The organism is Microbacterium sp. LWS13-1.2 (assembly GCF_040144835.1).
Taxonomy (GTDB): Bacteria; Actinomycetota; Actinomycetes; order Actinomycetales; family Microbacteriaceae; genus Microbacterium.
Genome location: NZ_CP151632.1, coordinates 545,809 through 569,653, shown reverse-complemented (window position 1 = coordinate 569,653; position 23,845 = coordinate 545,809). Strand labels below are relative to the sequence as shown.

Annotated in this window: 23 protein-coding genes, 4 tRNA genes and 1 pseudogene; 7 read left to right on the top strand and 21 right to left on the bottom strand. The window is 69.6% G+C overall.

Features of this window, described 5'->3' with window-relative positions:
- Window positions 1–16: 16 nt before the first annotated feature.
- Window positions 17–586 carry a hypothetical protein gene (locus MRBLWS13_RS02745; RefSeq protein WP_349427535.1) on the top strand — a complete coding sequence of 190 codons (570 nt, stop codon included), beginning with the start codon at window positions 17–19 and terminating at the stop codon, window positions 584–586.
- Here the strand turns inward: MRBLWS13_RS02745 and MRBLWS13_RS02740 are convergent.
- The 11 genes from MRBLWS13_RS02740 to pdxS form a co-directional block, all read right to left on the bottom strand.
- Window positions 556–2,805, bottom strand: coding sequence for a bifunctional (p)ppGpp synthetase/guanosine-3',5'-bis(diphosphate) 3'-pyrophosphohydrolase (locus MRBLWS13_RS02740; protein WP_349427534.1), 2,250 nt, complete (start codon window positions 2,803–2,805; stop codon window positions 556–558). The genes MRBLWS13_RS02745 and MRBLWS13_RS02740 overlap by 31 nt on opposite strands.
- Window positions 2,806–2,859: 54 nt before the next feature.
- Entirely contained in the window at window positions 2,860–3,852 is a 993-nt protein-coding gene (gene secF, locus MRBLWS13_RS02735) for a protein translocase subunit SecF (protein WP_349427533.1), read from the bottom strand.
- Entirely contained in the window at window positions 3,852–5,576 is a 1,725-nt protein-coding gene (secD, locus tag MRBLWS13_RS02730) for a protein translocase subunit SecD (protein ID WP_349427532.1), read from the bottom strand. Before secD ends, secF begins: the two co-directional genes overlap by 1 nt.
- A 43-nt stretch (window positions 5,577–5,619) precedes the next feature.
- Complete coding sequence (locus tag MRBLWS13_RS02725; RefSeq protein WP_349427531.1) at window positions 5,620–6,081, bottom strand: preprotein translocase subunit YajC; 462 nt, start codon at window positions 6,079–6,081, stop codon at window positions 5,620–5,622.
- An 84-nt stretch (window positions 6,082–6,165) separates the two neighbouring features.
- The gene (ruvB, locus tag MRBLWS13_RS02720; protein ID WP_349427530.1) at window positions 6,166–7,191 is read right to left on the bottom strand and encodes a Holliday junction branch migration DNA helicase RuvB; all 1,026 of its coding nucleotides are present in this window, start codon (window positions 7,189–7,191) and stop codon (window positions 6,166–6,168) included.
- Window positions 7,184–7,810 (bottom strand): Holliday junction branch migration protein RuvA, encoded by a 627-nt coding sequence (gene ruvA / locus MRBLWS13_RS02715; protein WP_349427529.1) that lies wholly within the window; start codon window positions 7,808–7,810, stop codon window positions 7,184–7,186. Before ruvA ends, ruvB begins: the two co-directional genes overlap by 8 nt.
- A gap of 78 nt (window positions 7,811–7,888) precedes the next feature.
- Window positions 7,889–8,467, bottom strand: coding sequence for a crossover junction endodeoxyribonuclease RuvC (gene ruvC / locus MRBLWS13_RS02710; protein WP_349427528.1), 579 nt, complete (start codon window positions 8,465–8,467; stop codon window positions 7,889–7,891).
- Between the two features lie 125 nt (window positions 8,468–8,592).
- Window positions 8,593–9,354: a YebC/PmpR family DNA-binding transcriptional regulator gene (locus tag MRBLWS13_RS02705; protein WP_308867250.1), complete on the bottom strand. Its 762-nt coding sequence runs from the start codon at window positions 9,352–9,354 to the stop codon at window positions 8,593–8,595.
- A gap of 158 nt (window positions 9,355–9,512) precedes the next feature.
- Window positions 9,513–10,034 carry a hypothetical protein gene (locus tag MRBLWS13_RS02700; protein WP_349427527.1) on the bottom strand — a complete coding sequence of 174 codons (522 nt, stop codon included), beginning with the start codon at window positions 10,032–10,034 and terminating at the stop codon, window positions 9,513–9,515.
- Between the two features lie 37 nt (window positions 10,035–10,071).
- Entirely contained in the window at window positions 10,072–10,674 is a 603-nt protein-coding gene (gene pdxT / locus MRBLWS13_RS02695; RefSeq protein ID WP_349427526.1) for a pyridoxal 5'-phosphate synthase glutaminase subunit PdxT, read from the bottom strand.
- Window positions 10,671–11,510, bottom strand: a complete 840-nt coding sequence (gene pdxS, locus MRBLWS13_RS02690) for a pyridoxal 5'-phosphate synthase lyase subunit PdxS (RefSeq protein WP_349428966.1) — start codon at window positions 11,508–11,510, stop codon at window positions 10,671–10,673. The genes pdxT and pdxS overlap by 4 nt, the downstream gene beginning before the upstream one ends.
- Before the next feature lie 179 nt (window positions 11,511–11,689).
- Here pdxS and MRBLWS13_RS02685 point away from each other — a divergent pair, with 179 nt between their 5' ends.
- Both MRBLWS13_RS02685 and pdxY read left to right on the top strand, forming a co-directional pair.
- Complete coding sequence (locus MRBLWS13_RS02685; protein WP_349427525.1) at window positions 11,690–13,033, top strand: aminotransferase class I/II-fold pyridoxal phosphate-dependent enzyme; 1,344 nt, start codon at window positions 11,690–11,692, stop codon at window positions 13,031–13,033.
- 7 nt (window positions 13,034–13,040) lie between these two features.
- A pseudogene (pdxY, locus tag MRBLWS13_RS02680) lies at window positions 13,041–13,889 on the top strand (pyridoxal kinase PdxY); the annotation flags it as partial.
- A gap of 6 nt (window positions 13,890–13,895) precedes the next feature.
- Here the strand turns inward: pdxY and MRBLWS13_RS02675 are convergent.
- On the bottom strand, window positions 13,896–14,441 hold the full coding sequence (locus tag MRBLWS13_RS02675; protein WP_349428965.1) for an HIT domain-containing protein: 546 nt from the start codon (window positions 14,439–14,441) through the stop codon (window positions 13,896–13,898).
- A gap of 101 nt (window positions 14,442–14,542) precedes the next feature.
- The gene (thrS, locus tag MRBLWS13_RS02670) at window positions 14,543–16,537 is read right to left on the bottom strand and encodes a threonine--tRNA ligase (protein ID WP_349427524.1); all 1,995 of its coding nucleotides are present in this window, start codon (window positions 16,535–16,537) and stop codon (window positions 14,543–14,545) included.
- A gap of 238 nt (window positions 16,538–16,775) precedes the next feature.
- On the opposite strand from thrS, the gene MRBLWS13_RS02665 reads away from it, so the two are divergent.
- Window positions 16,776–16,988 (top strand): KTSC domain-containing protein, encoded by a 213-nt coding sequence (locus MRBLWS13_RS02665; RefSeq protein WP_349427523.1) that lies wholly within the window; start codon window positions 16,776–16,778, stop codon window positions 16,986–16,988.
- Between the two features lie 46 nt (window positions 16,989–17,034).
- Here MRBLWS13_RS02665 and MRBLWS13_RS02660 read toward each other — a convergent pair.
- The 3 genes from MRBLWS13_RS02660 to MRBLWS13_RS02650 form a co-directional block, all read right to left on the bottom strand.
- Window positions 17,035–17,106 (bottom strand) — tRNA-Val (locus MRBLWS13_RS02660).
- A gap of 27 nt (window positions 17,107–17,133) precedes the next feature.
- Window positions 17,134–17,207 (bottom strand) — tRNA-Cys (locus MRBLWS13_RS02655).
- 53 nt (window positions 17,208–17,260) lie between these two features.
- Window positions 17,261–17,333, bottom strand: a tRNA-Gly gene (locus tag MRBLWS13_RS02650).
- A gap of 154 nt (window positions 17,334–17,487) precedes the next feature.
- Between MRBLWS13_RS02650 and MRBLWS13_RS02645 the strand changes: the two genes are divergently transcribed.
- Window positions 17,488–17,560, top strand: a tRNA-Val gene (locus MRBLWS13_RS02645).
- 69 nt (window positions 17,561–17,629) lie between these two features.
- On the opposite strand, the gene MRBLWS13_RS02640 is transcribed toward MRBLWS13_RS02645, so the two are convergent.
- The 4 genes from MRBLWS13_RS02640 to zapE form a co-directional block, all read right to left on the bottom strand.
- Window positions 17,630–17,773: a hypothetical protein gene (locus MRBLWS13_RS02640; protein ID WP_349427522.1), complete on the bottom strand. Its 144-nt coding sequence runs from the start codon at window positions 17,771–17,773 to the stop codon at window positions 17,630–17,632.
- A gap of 124 nt (window positions 17,774–17,897) precedes the next feature.
- The gene (locus tag MRBLWS13_RS02635) at window positions 17,898–18,425 is read right to left on the bottom strand and encodes a type II toxin-antitoxin system PemK/MazF family toxin (RefSeq protein ID WP_349427521.1); all 528 of its coding nucleotides are present in this window, start codon (window positions 18,423–18,425) and stop codon (window positions 17,898–17,900) included.
- A gap of 100 nt (window positions 18,426–18,525) precedes the next feature.
- Window positions 18,526–19,794, bottom strand: coding sequence for an ammonium transporter (locus MRBLWS13_RS02630; protein ID WP_349427520.1), 1,269 nt, complete (start codon window positions 19,792–19,794; stop codon window positions 18,526–18,528).
- Between the two features lie 199 nt (window positions 19,795–19,993).
- Window positions 19,994–21,022: a cell division protein ZapE gene (gene zapE, locus MRBLWS13_RS02625; RefSeq protein WP_349427519.1), complete on the bottom strand. Its 1,029-nt coding sequence runs from the start codon at window positions 21,020–21,022 to the stop codon at window positions 19,994–19,996.
- Between the two features lie 161 nt (window positions 21,023–21,183).
- On the opposite strand from zapE, the gene MRBLWS13_RS02620 reads away from it, so the two are divergent.
- Both MRBLWS13_RS02620 and MRBLWS13_RS02615 read left to right on the top strand, forming a co-directional pair.
- Complete coding sequence (locus MRBLWS13_RS02620) at window positions 21,184–22,089, top strand: sulfurtransferase (RefSeq protein ID WP_349427518.1); 906 nt, start codon at window positions 21,184–21,186, stop codon at window positions 22,087–22,089.
- Window positions 22,090–22,186: 97 nt separating this feature from the next.
- A complete protein-coding gene (locus MRBLWS13_RS02615; protein WP_349427517.1) occupies window positions 22,187–22,627 on the top strand; it encodes a SufE family protein in 441 nt (146 codons plus the stop codon).
- A gap of 15 nt (window positions 22,628–22,642) precedes the next feature.
- On the opposite strand, the gene MRBLWS13_RS02610 is transcribed toward MRBLWS13_RS02615, so the two are convergent.
- Window positions 22,643–23,845, bottom strand: a complete 1,203-nt coding sequence (locus tag MRBLWS13_RS02610; protein ID WP_349427516.1) for an alpha/beta fold hydrolase — start codon at window positions 23,843–23,845, stop codon at window positions 22,643–22,645.

The window sequence follows — 23,845 nt, the reverse complement described above, 5'->3', positions numbered from 1 at the left end:
GCGGCAGACTTCGGACGTGGGATCGCCCTTCCTGTACTTCGCGGATGACCGGCTCTCGAACGCCGAGCTGACGGCCGCCTGCCTCGACGGGCACCTGGTGTCGCTGGGCGACGCCTACATGCCCGCCGATGCGGTCGAGACGCCGGCGCTGCGCGCCGGCTCGCTGGTGCGCACACTCGGTGACACCCTTGCGGCCACGCATCTGACCGCGGCATGGATCCACGGCGGACTGCCCGCGCCGCCTGCGCGTCACACCGTGCAGCGTGCCGTGTCGCGCCGCCTCCACGTCGTGCCCGATCGGCAGCTCGTCTACCGCGACCTCGCCGTCACCGCGGAGGACCTGCACCTGATCGGGGGCGTGCACGTGACCACCCCCGAACGCACGCTCGCGGACCTCGCCCGCGTGGGCGACGCCGAGCACACGCGAGCGGCGCGCCTGCTGGCGGGCTCGGATCCGGGTGCCTCGACCCGCGCGATCGCGCGGCTCGAGGCTGGCACGCTCCCCCACAAGCACGCGGCCCTCGCCTGCCTGCGGGAGATGATGACCGCCGCGCTTCAGGAGGACGTGACGCGGTACACGTCGTAGACGGCGTCGATGCGGCGCACGGCGTTGAGCACCCGGTCGAGGTGGACGATGTCGCCCATCTCGAACACGAAGCGGCTGAGAGCCAGGCGGTCGTTCGACGTCGAGACCGTCGCCGAGAGGATGTTCACGTGGTGCTCGCTGAGCACGCGGGTGACGTCGCTCAACAGGCCCGAGCGGTCGAGCGCCTCGACCTGGATCTGCACGAGGAACACGCTCTTCGTCGTGGGAGCCCACTCGACGTCGATCATGCGCTCCGGGTTGTCCATCAGGGACTTGACGTTGGTGCAGTCCGTCCGGTGCACCGAGACGCCGCTGCCGCGGGTCACGAAGCCGACGACCTCATCGCCCGGCACCGGGGTGCAGCACTTCGCGAGCTTGACCAGGATGTCGGGGGCGCCGCGGACGAGGACTCCCGAGTCGCCGCCGCGCGGTGCGCGGGTCCGTCCGACGACCGGCAGGTCGATCGGACCGGTCGTCGTGTCGTTGGCGGCGACCAGCGCGGTGACCTTCTCGATCACCGACTGGGTCGAGACGTGACCTTCGCCGACCGCGGCGTACAGCGCCGAGACGTCCTCATAGCGCAGCAGGTGGGCGACCTCGGTGAACGAGTCCTGGCTCATGAGCCGCTGCAAGGGGAGGTTCTGCCGGCGCATCGCGCGTGCGATCGACTCCTTGCCCTGCTCGATCGCCTCCTCGCGGCGCTCCTTCGTGAACCAGCCGCGGATCTTGTTGCGCGCGCGGGTGCTCCGGACGAACCCGAGCCAGTCCTGACTCGGTCCGGCATCGGGGTTCTTCGAGGTGAACACCTCGACGACGTCGCCGCTCTTCAACTCGGATTCCAGCGGCACCAGGCGGCCGTTCACCTTCGCGCCCATCGTACGGTGACCCACCTCGGTGTGCACCGCGTAGGCGAAGTCCACGGGGGTCGCACCCGCAGGAAGCCCGATCACGCGGCCCTTGGGCGTGAAGACGTAGACCTCCTTGGCGCCGATCTCGAAGCGCAGCGAGTCGAGGAACTCCCCCGGGTCGGCCGTCTCGGCCTGCCAGTCGGAGATGTGGGCGAGCCAGGCCATGTCGGTGTCGAGGGACTTGGAGTCCGGCTTGGCGCCGTTCATCTGCTCTTTGTACTTCCAGTGGGCGGCGACGCCGTACTCCGCCTGCTGGTGCATCTCGTGCGTGCGGATCTGGATCTCGACGGTGCGGCCGCCGGGACCGATGACCGTGGTGTGCAGCGACTGGTAGAGGTTGAACTTCGGTGTCGCGATGTAGTCCTTGAAGCGCCCCGGAAGCGGCGTCCAGCGTGCGTGGATCGCGCCGAGCACGGCGTAGCAGTCGCGAACGCTGCCCACGAGCACGCGGATGCCGATGAGGTCGTAGATGTCGTCGAACTCGCGGCCGCGCACCACCATCTTCTGATACACGGAGTACAGCTGCTTCGGCCGGCCCATCACGCGACCGCGGATCCGCAGTTCCCGAAGGTCGCTGTCGACGGAGGCGATGACGTTCTGCACGTACTGCTCGCGCTGCGGGGTGCGCTGCTTGACCAGGCTGTCGATCTCGGCGTAGAGCTTCGGGTGCAGCACCGCGAACGAGAGATCCTCGAGCTCGGACTTGATCGCCTGGATGCCGAGCCGGTGCGCGAGGGGCGCGTAGATCTCGAGGGTCTCGGTGGCCTTCTTGCGCGCCTTTTCGGGCGGGACGAATCCCCATGTGCGCGCGTTGTGCAGGCGGTCGGCCAGTTTGATGAGGAGCACGCGGATGTCGCGCGACATCGCGACGATCATCTTGCGGACCGTCTCGGCCTGCGCGCTCTCGCCGTATTTGACCTTGTCGAGCTTGGTCACGCCGTCGACGAGCATGGCGACCTCGTCGCCGAACTCGCTCGTGAGCGTCTCGAGCGAGTAGTCGGTGTCTTCGACGGTGTCGTGGAGGAGCGCGGCGGCGATGGCCCGGGGGCCGAGCCCGAGATCCGCGAGGATCTGCGCCACGGCGAGCGGGTGGGTGATGTACGGCTCGCCGCTCTGGCGAGCCTGCCCGGAGTGCGCCTTCTCGGCGACCGAGTAGGCGCGCTCGACGATCGACAGATCGCCCTTCGGGTGGTGCGTGCGCACCGTTCGCAGGAGCTGCTCGACGTCATCCCGGCGCGCGGAGCGCGAGAAGATCCGCGGCACCAGGCGCCGCAGCGACGAGGACTGGGCGGGGGGAACGGTCTCGGTCATGCGATTCCCTCCCCTCCGCCGGACCTCCCAATCCTACGCCCGAGCGGCGAGGCCTCAGGCCGGGGTGCCCGCCAGCTCGCGCGCCGCCACGACGCGCGTGTCGCGCGTCCTGATCGGCTGCTCGTTCTCACGCAGCAGCGAGTACAGCGGCGCCGCGACGAAGATCGTCGAGTACGCGGCCACGATCGTTCCCACGAAGATCGACAGCGACAGGTCGGTGAGCGTCTGCGCGCCGGCCCAGATGAGACCGATGAACAGGATCGCGCCGGTCGGCAGGATCGCGACGATCGTCGTGTTGATCGAGCGCACGAGGGTCTGGTTCACCGCGAGGTTGACGGACTCGCCAAACGTGCGTCCGGAGACCTCGCCGTCTTCGTCGGTGTTCTCCCTGATCTTGTCGAACACGACGGTCGTGTCGTAGAGGGCGTACGAGAGGATCGTCAGGAAGCCGATGACGGCCGCCGGCGAGATCTCGAAGCCGAACAGGGCGTAGACGCCGATCGTGATGACGAGCACGTCCACCAGGCCGATGATGGCCGAGACCGACATCTTCCAGGTGCGGAAGTACAGCGCCAGGATGATGAACGTCAGGGCGAGGAAGATCGCGAGACCCCAGAGCGACGTTCGCGTCACATCGGCGCCCCAGCTGGGACCGATGAACGCGTAGCTGACTTCGGCTTCGGGCACGTCGTACGCCTCGGCGAGGGCCGTCGAGATCTCGCGGCTCTCGGCATCCGTCACCTGGTCGGTCTGGACGCGCACGGCGTCCTCGCCGATCGTGACGACCTTCGTCGTCGCTTCGGGCACGACTGACAGGACGGCGTCGGTGGCGAGCGACTGATCGACCGGCGATGCCACGCCGCTGACGGTGAATTGGGATCCGCCGGTGAACTCGATCGAGAACTGGATGGGACGGAACAGCGGCACCAGCGCCGAGCCGATCACGAGGATCGCGGCGATGAGGAACCACAGGCGTCGCCGGCCGACGAAGGGGAACGACGTCTTGCCCGTGTAGAGGTCGTTGCCGAGCTGGCTCATGGAGCGCATCAGTCGTCTCCCTCCTTGAGGGTCTTGCCGGGTTTCGCGCTGTCGGCGGCGGCCAGTTCGGCCTGCTTCCGCTCGGCGATGGTCTGGCGGCGGGCGGCTTCGCCACGGGCCTTGACGTTTCGACGTCCTGCCGCTCCGGTGGCGACCACGGGCTCGCGGAACTGCGCGCGGCCGCGGTAGACCGCGCCCAGCGCCGTCGGATCGAGCCCGGACAGCGGATGCCCCGAACCGAAGAACCGTGTGCGTGCCAGCAGCTGCAGCACCGGGTGGGTGAACAGGATGAAGATGAGGACATCGATCGCGGTGGTGAGGCCGAGGGTGAAGGCGAAGCCCTTGACCGTCGAATCCGCGAGGATGTACAGCACGACGGCGGCGAGGATGTTGATCGACTTCGAGATGTAGATGGTCCGCTTCGCGCGGCCCCAGCCGTCCTCCACCGCTGCGGTGATGGACTTGCCGTCGCGCAGCTCGTCGCGGATGCGTTCGAAGTACACGATGAACGAGTCCGCCGTGAACCCGATCGTCACGATCAGGCCCGCGACGCCGGCGAGCGACAGGCGGAAGCCCATGCGCCAGGCGAGGATGCACAGTGTGACGTAGGTGAGCACCGCCATCACCGCCAGTGACGCGATGATGATGAAGCCGAGCGCGCGGTACACGATAAGCGAGTAGATCGCGACGAGCACGAGGCCGATGAGACCCGCGATGAGACCGATCTGCAGCTGCTGGGATCCGAGCGTCGCCGAGATCGAGTTCGAGCTCTCCACGGTGAAGCTCAGCGGCAGTGCGCCGTACTTCAGCTGGTCGGCGAGCACCTTCGCCGACTCCTGGGTGAAGCTGCCCGTGATGCTCGGCTTGCCGTCGAGGATCACGCCGTTCATCGACGGCGCCGAGAGGACGTAGCCGTCGAGCACGAACGCGAACTGGTTGAGCGGCGCCTGCGCGCCGTACAGCCGCTGGCTGATCTCGCCGAACGTCGTCGTGCCCTCACCGTCGAACGAGAGGTTGACGGCCCACTGGTTGTTGGTCTGCTGCAGGCCGAACGTCGCATCGTCGATCGACGAGCCGTCGAGCTCGACCGGACCGAGGATGTACTTCACCGAACCGTCGGCGTCGCAGGTGATGAGCGGCTCGTCGGCGGGCGCGTTCGCAGGATCGTTGTCCGGGTCCGCGCAGTCGTACGCGAGGAACTCGGCCTGCAGCGCGGGGGTGATCCACGCCGTGTCGCTGCCGTCGGTGGGCGCAGTCGTCGGCGTCGCCTGCAGCGTCGGGTCGGGGGTCGGGTACGGCGTGGCGTTGCCGTCTTCGCCCACGAACTCCGTCGCCGGGTCGCCGGCATACAGCACCGCGCGCAGCTGGAGCTGCGCGGAGGCCTCGATGCGGTTACGGGTCTCCTCGTCGGCCTGACCCGGGATCTGCACGACGATCTGGTTTCCGGCCTGGGTGGTCACCTCGGCCTCGCCGACGCCGGATGCGTCGACGCGCTGGCGGATGATCGTGACCGCCTGCTCCATCTGCTCAGCGGAGGGGTCGGCGCCGTCCTCGGTCTGCGCTTCGAGGACGATCTGGGTGCCGCCCTGCAGGTCGAGGGCGAGGGCCGGCGTCCAGGAGCTCTGACCGAACACGTACACGCCGAGCGCGTTGATGCCGAACAGGATCGCGGTGATCGCGAGGAGTCCGGTCAGCGCGCGCCATGCATGCCGGACGGGGGTGGATGTCGCCACGTCTTTGCTTTCTTGAGAGCCCGAACGGGCGAACGGACGTGCTTCAGCCCTGCGGCTTGGTGCCGGGCTCGGCGTCGGGATCGATCTTGTCCTTGCCGCCGGCGGCACTCTGGTCGTCGCTGATCGAGGTGATGTCGCCGTTCGCGACGCCCTCGGCGTACTCAGCGTGGCTCTCTTCGGCGGCGAGGTACTCGTCCTCGGTCACGACGCCGACCTCGGGGGTCACGACGCGCAGGATGGCCTGGCTGTGGACCTTGATCTGCACGCCGGGCGCGAGCTCGACGATCGCGGGCTGGTCGAGATTGTCGGCGTCGTACGAGACGATCGTGCCGTAGAGGCCGCCCTGCAGCAGCACCTCGGAGCCGGGCACCGTCTGGCGGGCCTTCTCCTCCTGCTCCGCCTTCTGCTTCTGCATGCGGCGGCGTGAGCTCCAGAACATGAAGACGAGGAGCACGACCAGCAGGATGATGAGGCCGTAATTGCTCAGGAACGTAGCGAAGTCCATGGGAGCTGGAAGCACCTTTCGGATGAGGCAGTCGCCGCGGGCGGCGTTGCCTTGCAGGCGGGGGTGGGCGGAAGCCTCCAGCGATTATAGGTCATCGAATCCCAGCACCGAGTCGGCCGCCGGCACACCCATGTGGGCGTAGGCCTCGGGCATGGCGATGCGTCCGCGCGGCGTGCGGCCCATGAAGCCGATGCGCACGAGGTACGGCTCGACGACGGACTCGATCGTGTCTGGTTCCTCCCCCACCGCGACGGACAGCGTGCCGAGACCCACCGGGCCGCCGCGGAAGCGGCGCACGAGAGCGTCGAGCACGGCGCGGTCAAGCCGGTCGAGGCCGATCCTGTCGACATCGTAGAGGTCGAGTGCGGCGTCGACGGCGGCGATGTCGGCACCGGTCCGGCCGTGGACGACCAGGTAGTCGCGGACACGACGCAGCAGGCGGTTCGCGATGCGGGGCGTGCCGCGCGAGCGTCGTGCGATCTCGGCGCGAGCAGCCGGCGGCAGCGTGACGCCGAGCATCGCCGCCGAGCGCTCGATCACCCGCTCGAGCTCTTCGGGTTCGTAGTACTCGAGGTGGGCGGTGAAGCCGAAGCGGTCGCGCAGCGGGTTCGGCAGGAGTCCCGACCTCGTCGTCGCGCCGACGAGGGTGAACGGCGCGAGGTCGAGCGGGATGCTCGTCGCCCCCGCGCCTTTGCCGACCATGATGTCGATGCGGAAGTCCTCCATCGCGAGGTACAGCATCTCCTCGGCCGCGCGCGCCATGCGGTGCACCTCGTCGATGAAGAGGACCTCGCCGGGCGTGAGGCTCGACAGCAGCGCCGCGAGGTCGCCCGCGTGCTGGATCGCGGGCCCGCTCGAGAGGCGCAGCGGGCGCCCGCTCTCGTAGGCGACGATCATCGCGAGGGTCGTCTTGCCGAGCCCCGGAGGGCCCGACAGGAGGATGTGATCGGCGGGCCGCTGCTGGATGCGGGCCGCATCGAGCAGCAGCTGCATCTGGCCGCGGACCTTCTGCTGTCCGACGAACTCTGCGAGCGACGAGGGGCGCAGCGCGCCCTCGATGGCGAGCTCCGTCTCGTCGACCGGCTCGTCGGCTTCGCGCACGTCAACCACTCACGGGCTCCTTCCGCGCGGGCCCGAGCGTCGCGAGGGTCCGCCGCAGCAGGGCGGGCACCGATGCCCGATCCGCGTCGGACGCCTCGGCGGCGACCGTGTCGACGGCCTCGATCGCGACACGCTCGGACCAGCCGAGCCCGACCAGCGCCTCCACGACCTGTGACGGGATCGCGGCGGAGGGGGCCGCATCCGTGCCGCCCGGGGCGGCCGGCCGCGTCACGGCGATCTTGCCGGCCAGCTGCACCACGATGAGCTTGGCGGTCTTCGGGCCGATCCCCGAGACGCGGCGGAACGGTGCATCGTCGTCGGCCGAGACGGCGTCGGCGATCTGCGGCACCGTCAGGGTCGCGAGCACACCGAGCGCGGACTTCGGGCCGACGCCGGTGACGCCCAGGAGCAGACCGAACACGGTCAGCTCTTCGCGAGACTCGAAGCCGAACAGCGACAGGGCGTCCTCGCGGACGATGAGCGACGTATGGAGGGTGATGTCATCGCCGAGGTGGGTGCCGCGCGCGACCTGCGGCGTCACTGCGACGTGGAGGCCGACTCCCCCGACTTCGACGACGACCGCATCCGCATCGACGTGCACAGCGGTGCCGCGGACTGAGGAGATCATGGATCGAGCCTACGGTGCGGTTCGGACGTTTGTTCGAGCGACACGCAGCCGTCGTTCTCGATCGGCGCTCGAGCGAGGTCAGCGGCGGGCGACGCGTTCCGCGTCGGCCCAGGCGCGCTGCGCCGGCGTGAGGGGTCCGGACGCCGCCGTCGTGCTGGGTGCCCCGCGCCACGCGTGGCAGAGCGCGAGAGCGAGAGCGTCCGCGGCGTCGGCGGGCTTGGGAAGCTCGTCCAGCCGCAGCACTCGGGCGACCATGGTCTGCACCTGCCGCTTGTCGGCGTTGCCGTAGCCGGTGATCGCGGCCTTCACCTCCGACGGCGTGTGCGTGGCGGCGGCGATGCCGCGCTCCCCCGCGACGAGGAGGGCGATGCCGCTCGCCTGCGCGGTGCCCATCACCGTGGCGCGGTTGTGCTGCGCGAACACGCGCTCCACCGCGACCACGTCGGGCGCGTGCGCGTCGAGCACGGCACGCAGCCCGGCGGCGATCAGCGCCAGACGCTCCTCGATCGGGGCGCCCGGATCCGACCGGACGACGCCCACGTGCACGAGGGTCGCGGAGCGATCGGGTGCGACATCCACGACGCCCACACCGCAGCGCGTCAGGCCCGGGTCGATCCCGAGCACGCGCAGACGACCGCGAGAGGTTCCGGATGCCACTCCCCCACGCTAGGCGAGGATGCCGGATGCCGCGGCCAGGCGCGCCTGACCGCGGCCGGTCCGGGCGCCCTCAGGCTCCGGTCCGCGCGCCGGCGGCGCCGGGGCAGGCGTGCGGACCGTCGTGCTCAGTCCTCGTCGTTCTCGAGCTCGGCCTGCACCTCTGCGGTGAGGTCGAAGTTGCTGTAGACGTTCTGCACGTCGTCGCTGTCTTCGAGGGCGTCGATGAGGCGGAAGACTTTGCGCGCGGTGTCGGCGTCGACCTCGACCTTGAGATTCGGGACGAACTCGACGTCTGCCGACTCGTAGTCGATCCCGGCGTCCTGCAGCGCCGAGCGGACGGTCACGAGGTCGGACGCCTCGGTGATGACCTCGTAGCCCTGCGCGTGCGGCTCGACCTCTTCAGCGCCGGCCTCGAGGACGGCCAGCATGACGTCGTCCTCGGTGGTCGTCTCGCCGCCGACGACGATGACGCCCTTGCGGGTGAAGTTGTACGCCACGCTGCCGGGATCGGCCAGTGTGCCGCCGTTACGGGTGAGTGCGGTGCGCACCTCCGCCGCGGCGCGGTTCTTGTTGTCGGTCAGACACTCGATCATCAGGGCGACGCCGTTGGGGCCGTACCCCTCGTACATGATCGACGAGTACTCGACCGACTCGCCGCCGATGCCCGCGCCGCGCTTGATCGCGCGGTCGATGTTGTCCTTCGGGACCGAAGTCTTCTTGGCCTTGAGCACCGCGTCGAACAGTGTCGGATTGCCCTGAAGGTCGGGGCCGCCGAGCTTGGCCGCCACCTCGATGTTCTTGATGAGCTTGGCCCACGACTTCGCACGGCGAGAGTCGATGACCGCCTTCTTGTGCTTGGTCGTTGCCCACTTGGAATGCCCGGACATGGTCCTCCTGAATTCACGCTCGTCGGCGGGTCGCGTCGGCCGGCGCCATCCGGCGCGGCCACCGCCGACGGACAATTCTATTCCCCGCGGCGCAGCGGGTTCGCGATCAATGCTGCGCAGCACCTGCTCGCCGCGGCGTTCCCCTCCCGCCGGCAGCGCTACAGTGCGAACTCGAAGCCGAATCGCGACGAGAGCAGCGCGACGAGGTCGCGCGGCACCTTGGTGAGGTACGCCGGTGCGGGCGCCAGCGTCTCGGCCGAGCCGATGAACGGGAAGTAGACCGGTCCCTCCGTGAGCTGCTCCACCCGATCGCGCACGGCGACGATCTCACCGCCGACGCGTCGGAGGCTCGGGAGGGTGATCGGAGCGGCAAGCCGCAGGGTGTCGCTGATCGGCATCCGCCAATGAGGCAGGTCGTCGCCGCGACGCGCTCGCGTCTCCTCGCCGAGAGGACCGAGCACTCTCCCCCACGCGGCGATGCCGGGCACCGGAAGGGTCCGGTCCCAGACGAACAGCGTGTCGCCCGGCTCGGTGTACCCGACGAGCTCGTGCGACCACTCGAATCGCCGTTCGTCCGCCGCCTTCGGTGCTGACAGCGCATCGCCGACGACGCCGCGCGACGGGGCGATCATCCAGTAGCGCTCCTCGGGATGCTCGCGCCACCAGTCGTTGATCGTCATGAGTCAGAATCTACCCCGACGTGTCGTCCCCACGTCGTCAGCGCTGCCGCTCGCGCACCATGTCGAGGAACAGCGCGTGGAAGCGGTGCTCGCCCGTCACCTCGGGATGGAAAGCGGTCCCGAGCAGCGAGCCCTGGCGCACTGCGACGACCCGCCCGTCGTCCAGCACCGCGAGCCGCTCGACGCCGTCGCCGGCTTCCTCGACCAGCGGCGCTCGGATGAACACCGCATGGACCGGTGGCTCGCCGAGGGCCGGCACGTCGAGGTCGACCTCGAACGAGTCGACCTGGCTGCCGAAGGCGTTCCGGCGCACCGTGACGTCGAGCCCGCCGAAGGTCTGCTGGCCAACGATGCCGTCGGTGATCCGGTCGGCGAGCAGGATGAGGCCGGCGCAGGTCCCGTAGACCGGCATGCGGGCCGCGATCGCCGCGCGCACGGGCTCGCGCATGCCGAACGCGCGGGAGAGCTTGTCGATGACGCTCGATTCGCCGCCGGGGAGCACGAGCCCGTCGATGGCGGCGAGCTCCGCCGGGCGGCGCACCGTCGTCACCTCGGCGCCGAGGCCCGTGAGCACGCGCACGTGCTCACGGACATCCCCCTGCAGTGCGAGGACGCCGACCCGCGGAGTCGGCGTCGTCACCAGCCGCGCTCGGCGAGCCGGTGCGGAGCGGGGAGGTCGGAGACGTTGATGCCCACCATCGCCTCGCCGAGGCCGCGCGACACGTCGGCGATGACCTTCGGGTCGTCGTAGAAGGTGGTGGCCTTCACGATGGCGGCCGCGCGCTGGGCGGGGTTGCCCGACTTGAAGATGCCCGAGCCGACGAACACGCCGTCCGCACCCATCTGCATCATCATCGCAGCGTCGGCAGGCGTAGCGACACCGCCGGCGACGAACAGCACGACCGGCAGCTTGCCGGTCTCGGCGATCTCCGCCACCAGGTCGTAAGGCGCCTGCAGCTCCTTGGCGGCGACGTACAGCTCGTCCTTCGACATCGACGTAAGTCGGTTGATCTCGCTGGAGATGGTGCGGATGTGCTTGGTGGCCTCCGACACGTCGCCGGTGCCCGCCTCGCCCTTCGAGCGGATCATCGCGGCGCCCTCGTTGATGCGCCGCAGCGCCTCGCCCAGGTTGGTGGCGCCGCACACGAAGGGGACCGTGAAGCTCCACTTGTCGATGTGGTTCACGTAGTCGGCCGGCGAGAGCACCTCGGACTCGTCGATGTAGTCGACGCCGAGCTCCTGCAGCACCTGCGCCTCGACGAAGTGGCCGATGCGCGCCTTCGCCATGACCGGGATCGAGACGGCGTCGATGATGCCGTCGATCATGTCGGGGTCGCTCATGCGCGAGACGCCGCCCTGGGCGCGGATGTCGGCCGGCACGCGCTCGAGCGCCATGACGGCGACGGCACCGGCGTCCTCGGCGATCTTCGCCTGGTCGACGGTGACGACGTCCATGATGACGCCGCCCTTGAGCATCTCGGCGAGGCCGCGCTTGACGCGGTCGGTTCCCGTGTCGGTGGTCACGAGCTTTCCCTTCGAGTGGAGCGCTGGAGCGCAACGAGTGAGGACAATGCGGGTATTGGCCTAGGCCAAAAGATAGCATGGGGATCACCCGCCGATCGGTGGGCTGACGGCGCGACCAGCAGGGGCGGCACATGACCCTCGACATCAGCGGGCGATCCGCCTCGGAGATCGCCGAGAGCGTGCGCGCCCGCATCGAACGGGGCGATCTGCTCCCCGGCGACCCGCTGCCCCCGGTGCGGTCCCTCGCCGACGAGCTGGGCGTGAACCGCAACACCGTCGTGGCCGCGTACCGGCAGCTCACGCAGGCCGGCGTGATCGTCACGCGCGGCCGCAGCGGCACACGCGTCGCCGACCTGTCCCCCGTGGCGCAGGAGGGCTTCGCGGCCGGCAGCGTGCTCCGCGACGTGGGCACGGGCAACCCGGACCCCGAGCTGATCCCCGACCTCTCCCGTGCCCTCGCGGGGATGGTGGGCCGGCCCGTCCTGTACGGCGAGCCCGTCATCGACCCCGAACTCGAGGACTGGGCCCAGGAGTGGATGCGCGACGGCCTTCCGCCGGCGGCCGAGCTGCGACTGACCATCACCAGCGGCGCGGCCGATGCGGTCGAGCGGCTGCTGGCCCAGGCGCTCACCCGCGACGACGCGGTCGCCCTCGAGGACCCGTGCTTCCTCACCAGCATCCACACCGTGCGCATCGGCGGCTATCGAGCGGTCCCCGTGCCCGTCGACGACGAAGGAATGACGCCCGACGGGCTGCGCGCGGCGCTCGAACAGGGGGTGCGCGCGGTCGTCCTCACCCCGCGGGCCCAGAACCCCACCGGTGCGAGCCTGTCGGCGCGGCGCGCTGAAGAGCTGCGCGGCGTGCTCGAGGACCACCCCTACGTCCTCGTGATCGAGGACGACCACTTCTCGCTGCTGTCGCAGCAGCAGTTCCACTCCGTCATCGCGCCGGGCCACCGGCGCTGGGCGCTCGTGCGGTCGGTGTCGAAGTTCCTCGGGCCCGACATGTGCCTGGCGGTGACGGCATCCGATCCCGAGACCGCGGAGCGGCTCGCGATGCGCCTCACCCCCGGCACGACGTGGGTGAGCCATCTGCTGCAGCGCCTCGCTCACGCACTGCTGACGGATGCCGGCACCATGGCCGCGATCGAGCGTGCGGGTTCGCACTACGCGGCGCGCAACGCGGCGTTCGTCGATCGGCTCACCGCACGGGGCGTGCCCGCGGATGCCGGTGATGGGCTGAACCTCTGGATCCCTCTTCCGGTGCCCGCGCGGGCGGTCGCGGAGCAGCTGATGCGGCGGGGGTGGCTGGCCCGGCCCGGCGACGAGTTCGTCCTCGGCGGAGACGCGCCGTCGCACCGGCTGCGTCTCACGGTGCACGACCTCGACGTCGCCGACGCCGAGCGCCTTGCCGCCGACGTGGCGGCTGCCGTGCGGGCCGCCGGTGGGCGGCTGGTCACACGAGAAGTGGCATGATCGAGCGGTGAAGATCCTCTCGATCCAGTCCGCGGTCGCCTACGGTCACGTCGGCAACTCCGCTGCCGTCTTCCCGCTGCAGCGCATCGGCGTCGAGGTCATGCCGGTGTACACGGTGAACTTCTCGAATCACACCGGCTACGGCGCATGGCGCGGCCCGATGATCAGTCCCGACGATGTGCGCGACGTCGTCCTTGGTATCGAGGAGCGCGGCGTCTTCCCGCAGATCGACGTCGTGCTCTCCGGCTATCAGGGCGGGGAGGGCATCGCTGACGTCATCCTCGACACCGTCGCGCGCGTCCGGGAGGCCAATCCCGCCGCCGTGTACGCGTGCGACCCGGTGATGGGCAACGCGAAGTCGGGGTGCTTCGTCGCCCCGGCGATCCCCGTGCTGCTGCGGGAACGCGTCGTGCCCGCAGCCGACATCATCACGCCGAATCAGTTCGAGCTGGGATTCCTGACCGGAACCGAGCCCGCCGACCTCGAGTCCACTCTGGCGTCGGCCGACCTCGCCCGCGCGATGGGGCCGAGCACCGTCCTCGTCACGAGCGTCGAGCGCCCCGATCGTCCAGAAGGGACGATCGAGATGCTCGCCGTCACCGACGACGGCGCGTGGATCGTGCGGACCCCGCACATCCCGATGAAGGCCAACGGCTCGGGTGATGTCACGGCGGCGCTCTTCACCGCGCACCTGCGTCGCAGCGGCGACGCGGCCGATGCCCTCGCCCGCACGACCTCGAGCGTCTACGACCTCCTCGAGCGCACGCACGCGTCGGGCGAGCGCGAGCTGCAGCTCGTCGAGTCGCAGGAGGCCTACGCCCACCCGCGCCTGCAGTTCGAGGTCACGAAGGTCCGCTGCTCGTCAGCCGTGCCAGGCGTCGGCCACCGCGCGGCGTACGTCGCCGAGAAGCTGCGGCAGCGCCTTCGTCTTGGCGATGATCGGGAAGAAGTTGGCGTCGGCCGCCCATCGCGGCACGATGTGCTGGTGCAGGTGCTCGTCGACGCCGGCGCCGGCGACATGGCCCTGGTTCATGCCGATGTTGAAGCCGTCGCACCGCGAGACCTGACGCAGCACGCGCATCCCCTGCTGGGTGAGCGCGCCGATCTCGGCGACTTCTTCGTCCGTCGCCTGGTCGTACGTCGCGATGTGGCGGTACGGGCACACCAGCAGATGCCCCGAGTTGTACGGGAACAGGTTCAGCAGCGCGTACGCCGTGCGCCCGCGGAAGACGATGAGCCCGTCCTCGTCGGACTTGCGCGGCGCCTCGCAGAACGGGCACTCCTTGCGCAGCACCTCGGGTCCCGCCTGGATGTATGCCATCCGGTGAGGAGTCCAGAGACGCTGGAACTCGTCCGGCACCCCCAGAAGCGTCGCGGCGTCGACGAGCGCCGCGTCGGCGGAGTCCATCTGCCGGACGCCTTCCGACCCGGCTTCGTCGCTCACGCGCCCTTCGACAGGCTCAGGAACCGAGACTTCGCGATCGCGACTCCCCGCAAGCGGGTCGTCGCTCACGCGAAGTCCTCCGCGGTGTTCACCAGGGCGTGGGAATCGATGGCCTCGCGCACGCGACGCACGGCGTCGGCGATCGGGACGCCGTTCTCCTGCGTCCCGTCGCGGAAGCGGAACGACACGGTGCCTGCAGACTGGTCCTGTGCACCGCCGATCAGCTGCAGCGGCACCTTCTGCGTGGTGTGGGTGCGGATCTTCTTCTGCATTCGGTCGTCGCTGTGGTCCAGATCGGCGCGAACCCCCTCGGCCCTGAGCTGGTCGATCACGTCGCCCAGGTAGTCCGCGAAGTCCTCCGCAACCGGGATGCCGACCACCTGCACCGGCGAGAGCCACACCGGGAACGCACCGGCGTAATGCTCGAGCAGGATCGCGAAGAACCGCTCGATCGATCCGAACAGCGCGCGGTGGATCATGATCGGCCGTTTCTTCTGGCCGTCGCGATCGGTGTACTCGAGCTCGAAGCGCTCGGGCAGGTTGGGGTCCACCTGCACCGTGGAGAGCTGCCACACGCGGCCGATCGCGTCGCGGGTCTTGAGGTCGATCTTCGGACCGTAGAACGCCGCCTCACCCGGCACTTCGGTGAGCTTCAGGCCGCTCGCGACCGCGACGTTGCGCAGCGCGTTGGTCGAGTAGTCCCAGAACTCGTCGGAGCCGATCCACTTCTCCTTCTCGTCGTCGCGCATCGACAGCTCGAGCTCGAAGTCGTCCAGGCCGAAGTCGCGCAGCATCGAGATGACGAACTCCAGGACTTTGGTGGCCTCCTCCTCGAGCTGCTCGGGGGTGACGAACAGGTGGGAGTCGTCCTGTGTGAAGCCGCGGACGCGGGTGAGCCCGTGCAGCGCGCCCGACAGCTCGTTGCGGTAGACGGTGCCGTTCTCTGCGAGTCTCATCGGCAGGTCGCGGTAGCTGCGCGCACGCTCCTTGTAGATGAGGATGTGCATCGGGCAGTTCATCGGCTTCAGGTAGTAGTCCTGGCCGTGCTTGGTGATCTCGCCGTTCTCGTCGCGCTCCTCGTCCATCACGATGGGCGGGAACATGCCCTCCTTGTAGGTGACGAGGTGGTTCGAGGTGAGGAACAGGTCCTCCTTCGAGATGTGCGGCGTGTACACGTAGGTGTAGCCGCCGGCGATGTGGCGACGGCGCGCGTGCTGCTCCATCTCGCCGCGGACGACACCGCCGCGCGGGTGCCAGACGGACAGGCCCGAGCCGATCTCGTCGGGGAACGAGAAGAGGTCGAGGTCCTTGCCGAGCTTGCGGTGGTCGCGCTTGGCGGCCTCCTCCAGACGCGTCTGGTACGCGCGCAGCTCATCCTTCGACGGCCAGGCGGTGCCGTAGATGCGCTGCAGCTGCGGGTTCTTCTCGCTGCCGCGCCAGTACGCACCGGCGATGCGCTGCAGTGCCCAGCCGTTCCCGATCATCCGCGTGTTGGGCAGGTGCGGACCCCGGCAGAGGTCCTTCCACACGGTCTGGCCGTCGCGGTCGACGTTGTCGTAGATGGTCAGCTCGCCGGCGCCGACCTCGACCGAGGCGCCCTCGGTCTTCTCCGCCCCGCCGCCCTTGAGGCCGATGAGCTCGAGCTTGAACGGCTCGTCGACGAGCTCCGCCCGCGCCTCGTCGTCACTGACGACGCGGCGCACGAAGCGCTGGCCCTCGCGGACGATGCGCTGCATCTCCTTGTCGATCGCCTTGAGGTCCTCCGGCGTGAAGGGATGCTCGACGCCGAAGTCGTAATAGAACCCGTCCGTGATCGGCGGACCGATGCCGAGGTTGGCCTGCGGGTTGATGCGCTGCACGGCCTGGGCGAGCACGTGCGCGGTCGAGTGGCGCAGGATTGCGAGACCGTCGGGGCTGTCGATGGTGACCGGCTCGACGGCATCCGTGTCGCTCACCACCGTCGCGAGGTCTTTCAGTTCGCCGTTCACCCGCAATGCGACCACGGAGCGGTCGGGGAACAGGGCGAAGCCGTCGATGGGCAGGGACACAGCGTCAGTCACGGAAACTCTCCTGGGAATGGCTCGGATCAAGGCTACTCAGCTTCAGGCGCACGACACGCCCCGCCCGCTCAGGCGCCGAGCGTTCGCGTGTCGGTCTTGAGTGCCGCGGCAGCGGTCGACCAGACGAGTTCCACCCCTCGAGTGTAACGAGTGCCCGCGCGGGCACGGGTGCCGGCACACGGGGCGCGTGGGCACGTCGCGCCGGATCGTCGGCAGCGTCGCGGCGTAGCCTGAGCGGATGCGCCGACACTCCCTCGACTCCGCGGCGATCGCTTCTGCCGGCTACGACGCCGACACTGCCGTGCTCGAGCTCGAGTTCACGTCGGGCGAGCTCTACCGCTACTTCGCGGTGCCGCCGTCGGTGTATCGCGGACTGCGCGCCGCCGAGAGCGCCGGTCGCTTCTTCCGCGAGAGGATCAGGGAGGTCTATCCGTCCGAGCACGTCCGCTGACGCAGGAGGAAAGCGAAAACCCCCGCCGGGGCGGGGGTTTCGGTTGTGGGCGATACTGGGATCGAACCAGTGACCTCTTCCGTGTCAGGGAAGCGCGCTACCGCTGCGCCAATCGCCCGAGTCGAGCTCCGGTCGGGACCGGGAGTGGAGGTGGCGACGGGATTCGAACCCGTGTAAACGGCTTTGCAGGCCGGTGCCTAGCCGCTCGGCCACGCCACCGCGTGTGGTTTGACCCCACGTGCCGTGATCTCTGGAGGAGATCCCTGCACTCGAGCGGATGACGAGACTCGAACTCGCGACCCCAACCTTGGCAAGGTTGTGCGCTACCAACTGCGCTACATCCGCATTCGCTTCCGGGTTGTTCACCCGGGCACTTGAAAGACTCTAACCGATCCTCGCCCTCCTGCAAAACCGGACGCGCCCCGCGCGTGTCATGCAGAATTGGTCCGAGGCATGCTCCGGCATCCGGTAGGATCGGTAGTCGTCCCCCTCGGGGAACGGGCGATTGGCGCAGTTGGTAGCGCGCTTCCTTCACACGGAAGAGGTCATCAGTTCGAGTCTGGTATCGCCCACCGCGAAGCCCCCCGCTGAAACCGGGGGCTTCTGTCTTTCCCGCCGGTCCCGACGGCGGCTCCGCGCCCTCAGGCGAGCTCGTCCTCGGGTGAGCGCGAGGGGATGTGCGTCGGCTTGGCCGATCGCACCCGGTCGCCGTCGACGATGCGAGCGCGGGCGCCAGTTGCAGCGGGTTGCGGCAGCTCTCCGTTCCCGTCGAGCGGCTGCGGCACGGGTGCGGTCTGCTCCCGCTGCGGGCTCGGATCGAATGGGGACGGCCGTTGTCTGCGCATTCCCAGACCGTACGCGCCGCACATGTGTGCTCTCTCAGGTGGCCGCGTCGACCCGCCTGACTCCTCAGTCGCCGGAGTCCCATCCGTAGCGGCGGTGGAGTGCGTCGGCGACGCGTCCGAATCGCTCCGGATCGAGAGCGGATGCCTCGCGCCGCATGCCGTCGCGATGCACACTGTAGAGCTGATCGATGTCGACCCAGGACTGGCGGCCCTGCGCGTCCCACTCCCCCGTGCCGATCGCGAGGAAGTCCCGGTCTCCGTCGTGGGCCTTGCTCGTCAGGCGGACGGCGTAGACGCGATCGCCGCTCTGCCGTGCGATGACCAGCACCGGACGATCCTTGCCGCGGCCGTCGTTCTCGGCGTACGGCACCCACGTCCAGACGATCTCGCCCGCATCGGGGTCGCCGTCGTGGTCGGGGGCATACGTGATCCGCAGCGCGTCCGCGCGGGGTGGGGGCATCTCCACGGTCGCGGCGGCGCCGCTGCGGCTCTGGGACGGCGCCCGAGGTGCGGGCGGATGCGTCGGAGCCGCCCCCCTGCGGGGCCGGAGGATGCTGCTCACGATGCCGAGCAGCCCATTTCGCGGTGTCACAGTCGTCATCCTAGGAGTGCGGGACATCCTCCCCCGAGCACGGCGAAGGGGCGCCGCGGTGGGGGGAACCGCGACGCCCCTTCGGGCAGTGCCGTACGTGTCAGGCGCGCGCGCCCTCGAGCACGTAGCCCTCCTCGCCGTGGACGACGGTGTCGATGCCGGCGACCTCGTCCTCGTTCTTGACGCGGAAGCCGATCGTCTTCTCGATCGCGAAGCCGATGACGTAGGCGAGCACGAACGAGTACACGAGCACCGACACGGCGGCGATCGCCTGGACCATCAGCTGCGTGCCGTCGCCGCCGGTGAACAGGCCGGTGCCGGTGGCGAAGAAGCCGAGGTAGAGCGTTCCGATGAGGCCGCCCACGAGGTGGATGCCCACCACGTCGAGCGAGTCGTCGAAGCCCCACTTGAACTTGAGCTCGATCGCGAGGGCGCAGACCGCGCCTGCGATGAAGCCGAGGAGGATGGCCCAGCCCGGGGTCAGCGACGCGCAGGCAGGAGTGATCGCGACGAGACCGGCCACGGCGCCCGAGGCGGCACCCACCGACGTGGGCTTGCCGTCCTTGAACTTCTCGACGATCAGCCAGGCCAGCAGAGCCGCTGCGGGGGCGGCGATCGTGTTGACGAACGCGAGCGCGGCGGTGCCGTCGGCGGCGAGCTCGGAGCCCGCGTTGAAGCCGAACCAGCCGAACCACAGCAGGCCGGCGCCGAGGAGCACGAACGGCGGGTTGTGCGGGACGTGGACGCCCTTCTGGAAGCCGACGCGCTTGCCCAGGACGAGCGCCAGCGCGAGGGCTGCCGCACCCGCGTTGATGTGGACAGCGGTTCCGCCGGCGAAGTCGATCGCGCCGACGCCGAACCACTCCTGCATGCCGTACGTGATCCAGCCGCCGTAGGCGAAGCTGCCGTCCTCGGCGAGTCCGAAGTTGAAGACCCAGCTCGCGACCGGGAAGTAGACGATCGTCGCCCAGATCGCGGCGAAGATCATCCACGAGCCGAACTTGGCGCGGTCGGCGATGGCGCCGGAGACGAGCGCGACCGTCAGGATCGCGAAAGTCGCCTGGAACGCCACGAACGCGAGCGGCGGGTAGGCGGCGCCCTCGGGCACCTCGAGCAGGCTGGTGAGCCCGATCGCTGACCAGTCGATCGCCCACGGCGCGACGAGGCCGTCAGCGGAGGGGAACGCGATGGCGTAGCCGTAGACGACCCACAGGACGCCGATAAGGCCGAGTGCGCCGAAGCTGAGCATCATCATGCTGATGACGCTCTTCGCCTTCACGAGACCGCCGTAGAAGAATGCGAGTCCTGGCGTCATCAACAGGACGAGCGCCGCGCATATCAGGATGAATGCGGTGTTGCCTTGATCCATCTCGAAGAGAACCTCTCTGCAGGGACGCAGGTATAGCGTCGGGTCCCCCCAGTGTGACCACGGTCCGTTTCAGCCTCGGACCGACCCGTGTTTCCCCCTCGTTACACGAGGGCGGCGCACGTAAACATCGTGTTTCGGCGGACCGAACGCGGGCCGCGAATCCGACCGGAGTCGGCCGGTCCCGCGAGTGTCGTGTCGCTCAGTCCAGTGTCGATGCGACGAGCCGGGAGATCGCGCGCAGGTACTTCTTGCGGTACCCGCCGGCCAGCATCTCCTCTGGGAAGACGAGGTCGAGCGACGTGCCGGTGGCGCGGATCGGCAGTTGTGCGTCATACACGCGATCGATGAACGCGACGAACCGAAGGGCCGCGGACTGGTCGGTGAACGGAGCGACGTCGCGCAAGCCCACGAGCGACAGCCCGTCGATGAGCCGGATGTACCGCGACGGGTGCACGCGCGCCAAGTGGGCGACGAGAGCGTCGAACGTGTCGTCCGACGCGAGGCCCGCCGCTGCGGCGTCCGCGATGGCCGCGTCGTACTGGGGCGGATCGAGCACGGCGGCGTGGCCGTCGAGCGCGCGGTGGCGGAAGTCGGTGCCGTCGATGCGGATCGTCTGGAAGCTCGCGGACATCGCGTGGATCTCGCGGAGGAAGTCCTGCGCGGCGAAGCGCCCTTCGCCGAGCGCGTTGGGCGGCGTGTTCGATGTCGCCGCAAGTCGTGTGCCCGACCCGACGAGCTCGCCGAGCAGGCGGGTCATGACCATCGTGTCGCCGGGGTCGTCCAGCTCGAACTCGTCGATGCACAGCAGGTCTGCGCCGCGGAACAGCTCGACCGTCTTCTGGTAGCCGAGCGCGCCCACGAGCGCCGTGTACTCGATGAACGAGCCGAAGTACTTCCGGCGTGCGGGCATCGCGTGATAGACGGAGGCGAGCAGGTGCGTCTTGCCGACGCCGAAGCCGCCGTCGAGGTAGACGCCCGGCTTGAGCTCGGGGCGCTTGGCGCGCCGGAAGAGTCCCCCCTTCGCGGGGGCCGACGCACCGGAGAAGGCCTGGAGCAGGTCCTTCGCCTCCTGCTGCGACGGGTAGGCCGGGTCGGCGCGATACGTGTCGAACGTCGCATCGGCGAACTGCGGGGGCGGGACCAGCGCGGCGACCATCTCGGCGCCGGCGAGCTGCGGGGCGCGCTCCACGAGGTGGACGACGCCGGTGCGTGTGGCGGAGACGGTCATGCGGATCCTGTGTCGGAGTCTTACAGAGGGGCTGTGCACGCCGGTCCGGGAATCTATGGTCGGAGGCGACGGTTCAACCCTAACCGTCGCCCGCGTGCGCCCGCCTCGCCTGACGCCGGATGGCGGACGCGCGATCGCATCGCCCGACTCCAGGAGATCCCATGCCCGTTGAGACCGATACCTCGTCCGAGAAGTTCGCCGCCTACGCCCAGCCGGGGCGCCTCGTCACGGGCGCGTGGCTGCAGACCCACCTGGGTGAGCCGGGCCTGGTCGTCGTGGAGTCCGACGAGGACGTCCTGCTGTACGAGACGGGCCACATCCCCGGCGCGGTCAAGGTCGACTGGCACACCGAGCTCAACGACCCCGTGGTCCGCGACTACGTGGACGGCGAGGGCTTCGCCGCGCTTCTCAGCCGCAAGGGCATCTCGCGCGACGACACCGTCGTGATCTACGGCGACAAGAACAACTGGTGGGCCGCGTACGCGCTGTGGGTGTTCTCCCTGTTCGGGCACGAGGACGTCCGCCTGCTCGACGGCGGGCGCGACAAGTGGATCGCCGAAGGGCGGCCGATCACCACCGCGCCGTCGGAGCCGGCCCCCACCCGCTACCCGGTCGTCGAGCGCGACGACGCGGCCCTGCGCGCCTACAAGGAGGATGTGCTCGCACACCTGGGCAACGGGCCGCTCATCGACGTCCGCTCCCCCGAGGAGTACGACGGCTCCCGCACCACCGCCCCGGCCTACCCCGAGGAGAGCGCACTGCGCGGTGGCCACATCCCGTCGGCGCAGAGCGTTCCGTGGGCACGCGCGGTCGCCGCGGACGGCGGCTTCAAGACGCGCGCCGAGCTCGAGGCGATCTACCGCGACGAAGTCGGCCTCCAAGACGGCGATGCGATCGTCGCGTACTGCCGCATCGGCGAGCGGTCGAGTCACACGTGGTTCGTCCTCCGGCACCTGCTCGGCTTCGACGACGTCCGCAACTACGACGGATCGTGGACCGAGTGGGGCAGCGCGGTGCGCGTGCCGATCGTGACGGGCGCGGAGCCGGGAGCGGCCCCCGCCCGCTGAGCCGCGGCATCCTCGCCCGCCGTCTGCAGCTGGGGCGCCGCCTCGCATCCGCGCAGCTCAGGGGCGCACGGCCCCACCGCATGGGAAGATGGCACAGATGACCGAAGCCGTCCTGCCCGACCGTCTCGCCGAGATCCGCGACGAGTTCCTGGAGCTGCCCGAACCCGACCGGCTGCAGCTGCTGCTGGAGTACTCGTACGAGCTGCCGGCGGTGCCGGCGCAGTACGAGGATCATCCCGAGCGGTACGAGCGTGTGGTCGAGTGCCAGTCGCCGGTCTTCATCATCGTCGACGTGGATGCCGACGGCGTCGTCGCGATGCACGCCACCGCGCCGCCCGAGGCGCCGACGACCCGCGGCTTCGCAAGCATCCTGGCACAGGGACTCACCGGGCTCACGGCCGCAGAGGTGCTGGCTGTGCCCGGCGACTACCCGCAGACGCTGGGGCTCACCCGCGTCGTGTCGCCCCTGCGCATCTCCGGGATGACGGGCATGCTGCTGCGGGCGCAGCGACAGGTCCGCGCCGCCTCGGCTGCCTGAGCTGCAGCGGTCCGCTCAGTCCGCGATGATCCCCTGCGCGGTCAGCCACGTGCCGATGCTGCTGCTCCACCGCTCCTGGTCGTAGTTCCAGAGCTTGGTGTGCCGCGCCACCTCGAAGATCTGCATCTCGACCAGGTCGGGTCGGGCCGCGACGAGAGCGTGCGACGCGTCCGACGGCACGAAGCCGTCGTCGTCGCTGTGCAGGATCAGGATCGGATGCCGCAGCTCGCCTGCCCGGGCGACGACGTCGAGCTGGTCGAGGCGGATCGCCGCACCCGCCCGAGTCAGCGGGGACGCCCACTCGGTCTGCAGAGCCTCCATCGCGAGCCGGCTGACGGCGCCGGGCACGCGCTCCGCGCGCGCCTGGTAGTTCAGCACCGTGCGCCAGTCGACGACCGGCGACTCGAGGATCAGGCCCGCGATCGCGTCGCCGTGCGGGGAGTTGAGCGCGAGCTGCAGTGCGATGGCTCCGCCCATCGACCAGCCCATGACGATGATGCGGCGTGCGCCACGACGGCGGGCGAAGCCGATCGCCGCGTCGACGTCGCGCCATTCGGTCGCACCGAGCGTGTAGGTGCCGTTGCGGCTGCGAGGCGCCTCGCCGTCGTTGCGGTAGGAGACGACGAGAGAGGTGATGCCGAGAGCGTGGAACACCGGCACCGCGCGCAGGCACTCCGCGCGGGTCGTGCCCCGGCCATGCACCTGGATCACCCAGGTGTCGCCGTCCCCCGCGGGGAACAGCCACGCCGGGCAGGGCCCCACCGTGGAGCCGATCAGCTCGGTGGTGAAGGGCAGCTGCAACTGCTCGGGACGGTCGTAGTACCACCCGCTGAAAGCGGCTTCGGGCTCGAGACGCGCGTCCGCAGGGATGTGCGTCAGGAGCTTGCGCTTGACGCTCGTGCCATCCTCCGAGAGCACCGAGCCGAGCTTGATGTAGTCGGACGACCCCGTCGTGAACAGGCCGTAGCGTCCCGGCAGCTCGGTGTCGGCCGTCCGAGACAGCGTGATGGTCTGCGCGGCCGTGTCGAGCGCGAGGATGCGCGTGTCGGCCAGCCGCCGTGCAGGGGTCACCACCTTGCGTGCCATCAGCACCGAGCCGGCAGCAAGGGCGCCGAGCGCACCGGCCAGTGCCACGCTCAGCACGGTGAGCGCGGCTTTCACGCCGGCGACGAGGGCAGGAGATGCGGCGCGCACTGCGGCGCGCCTGGAGGCGACCAT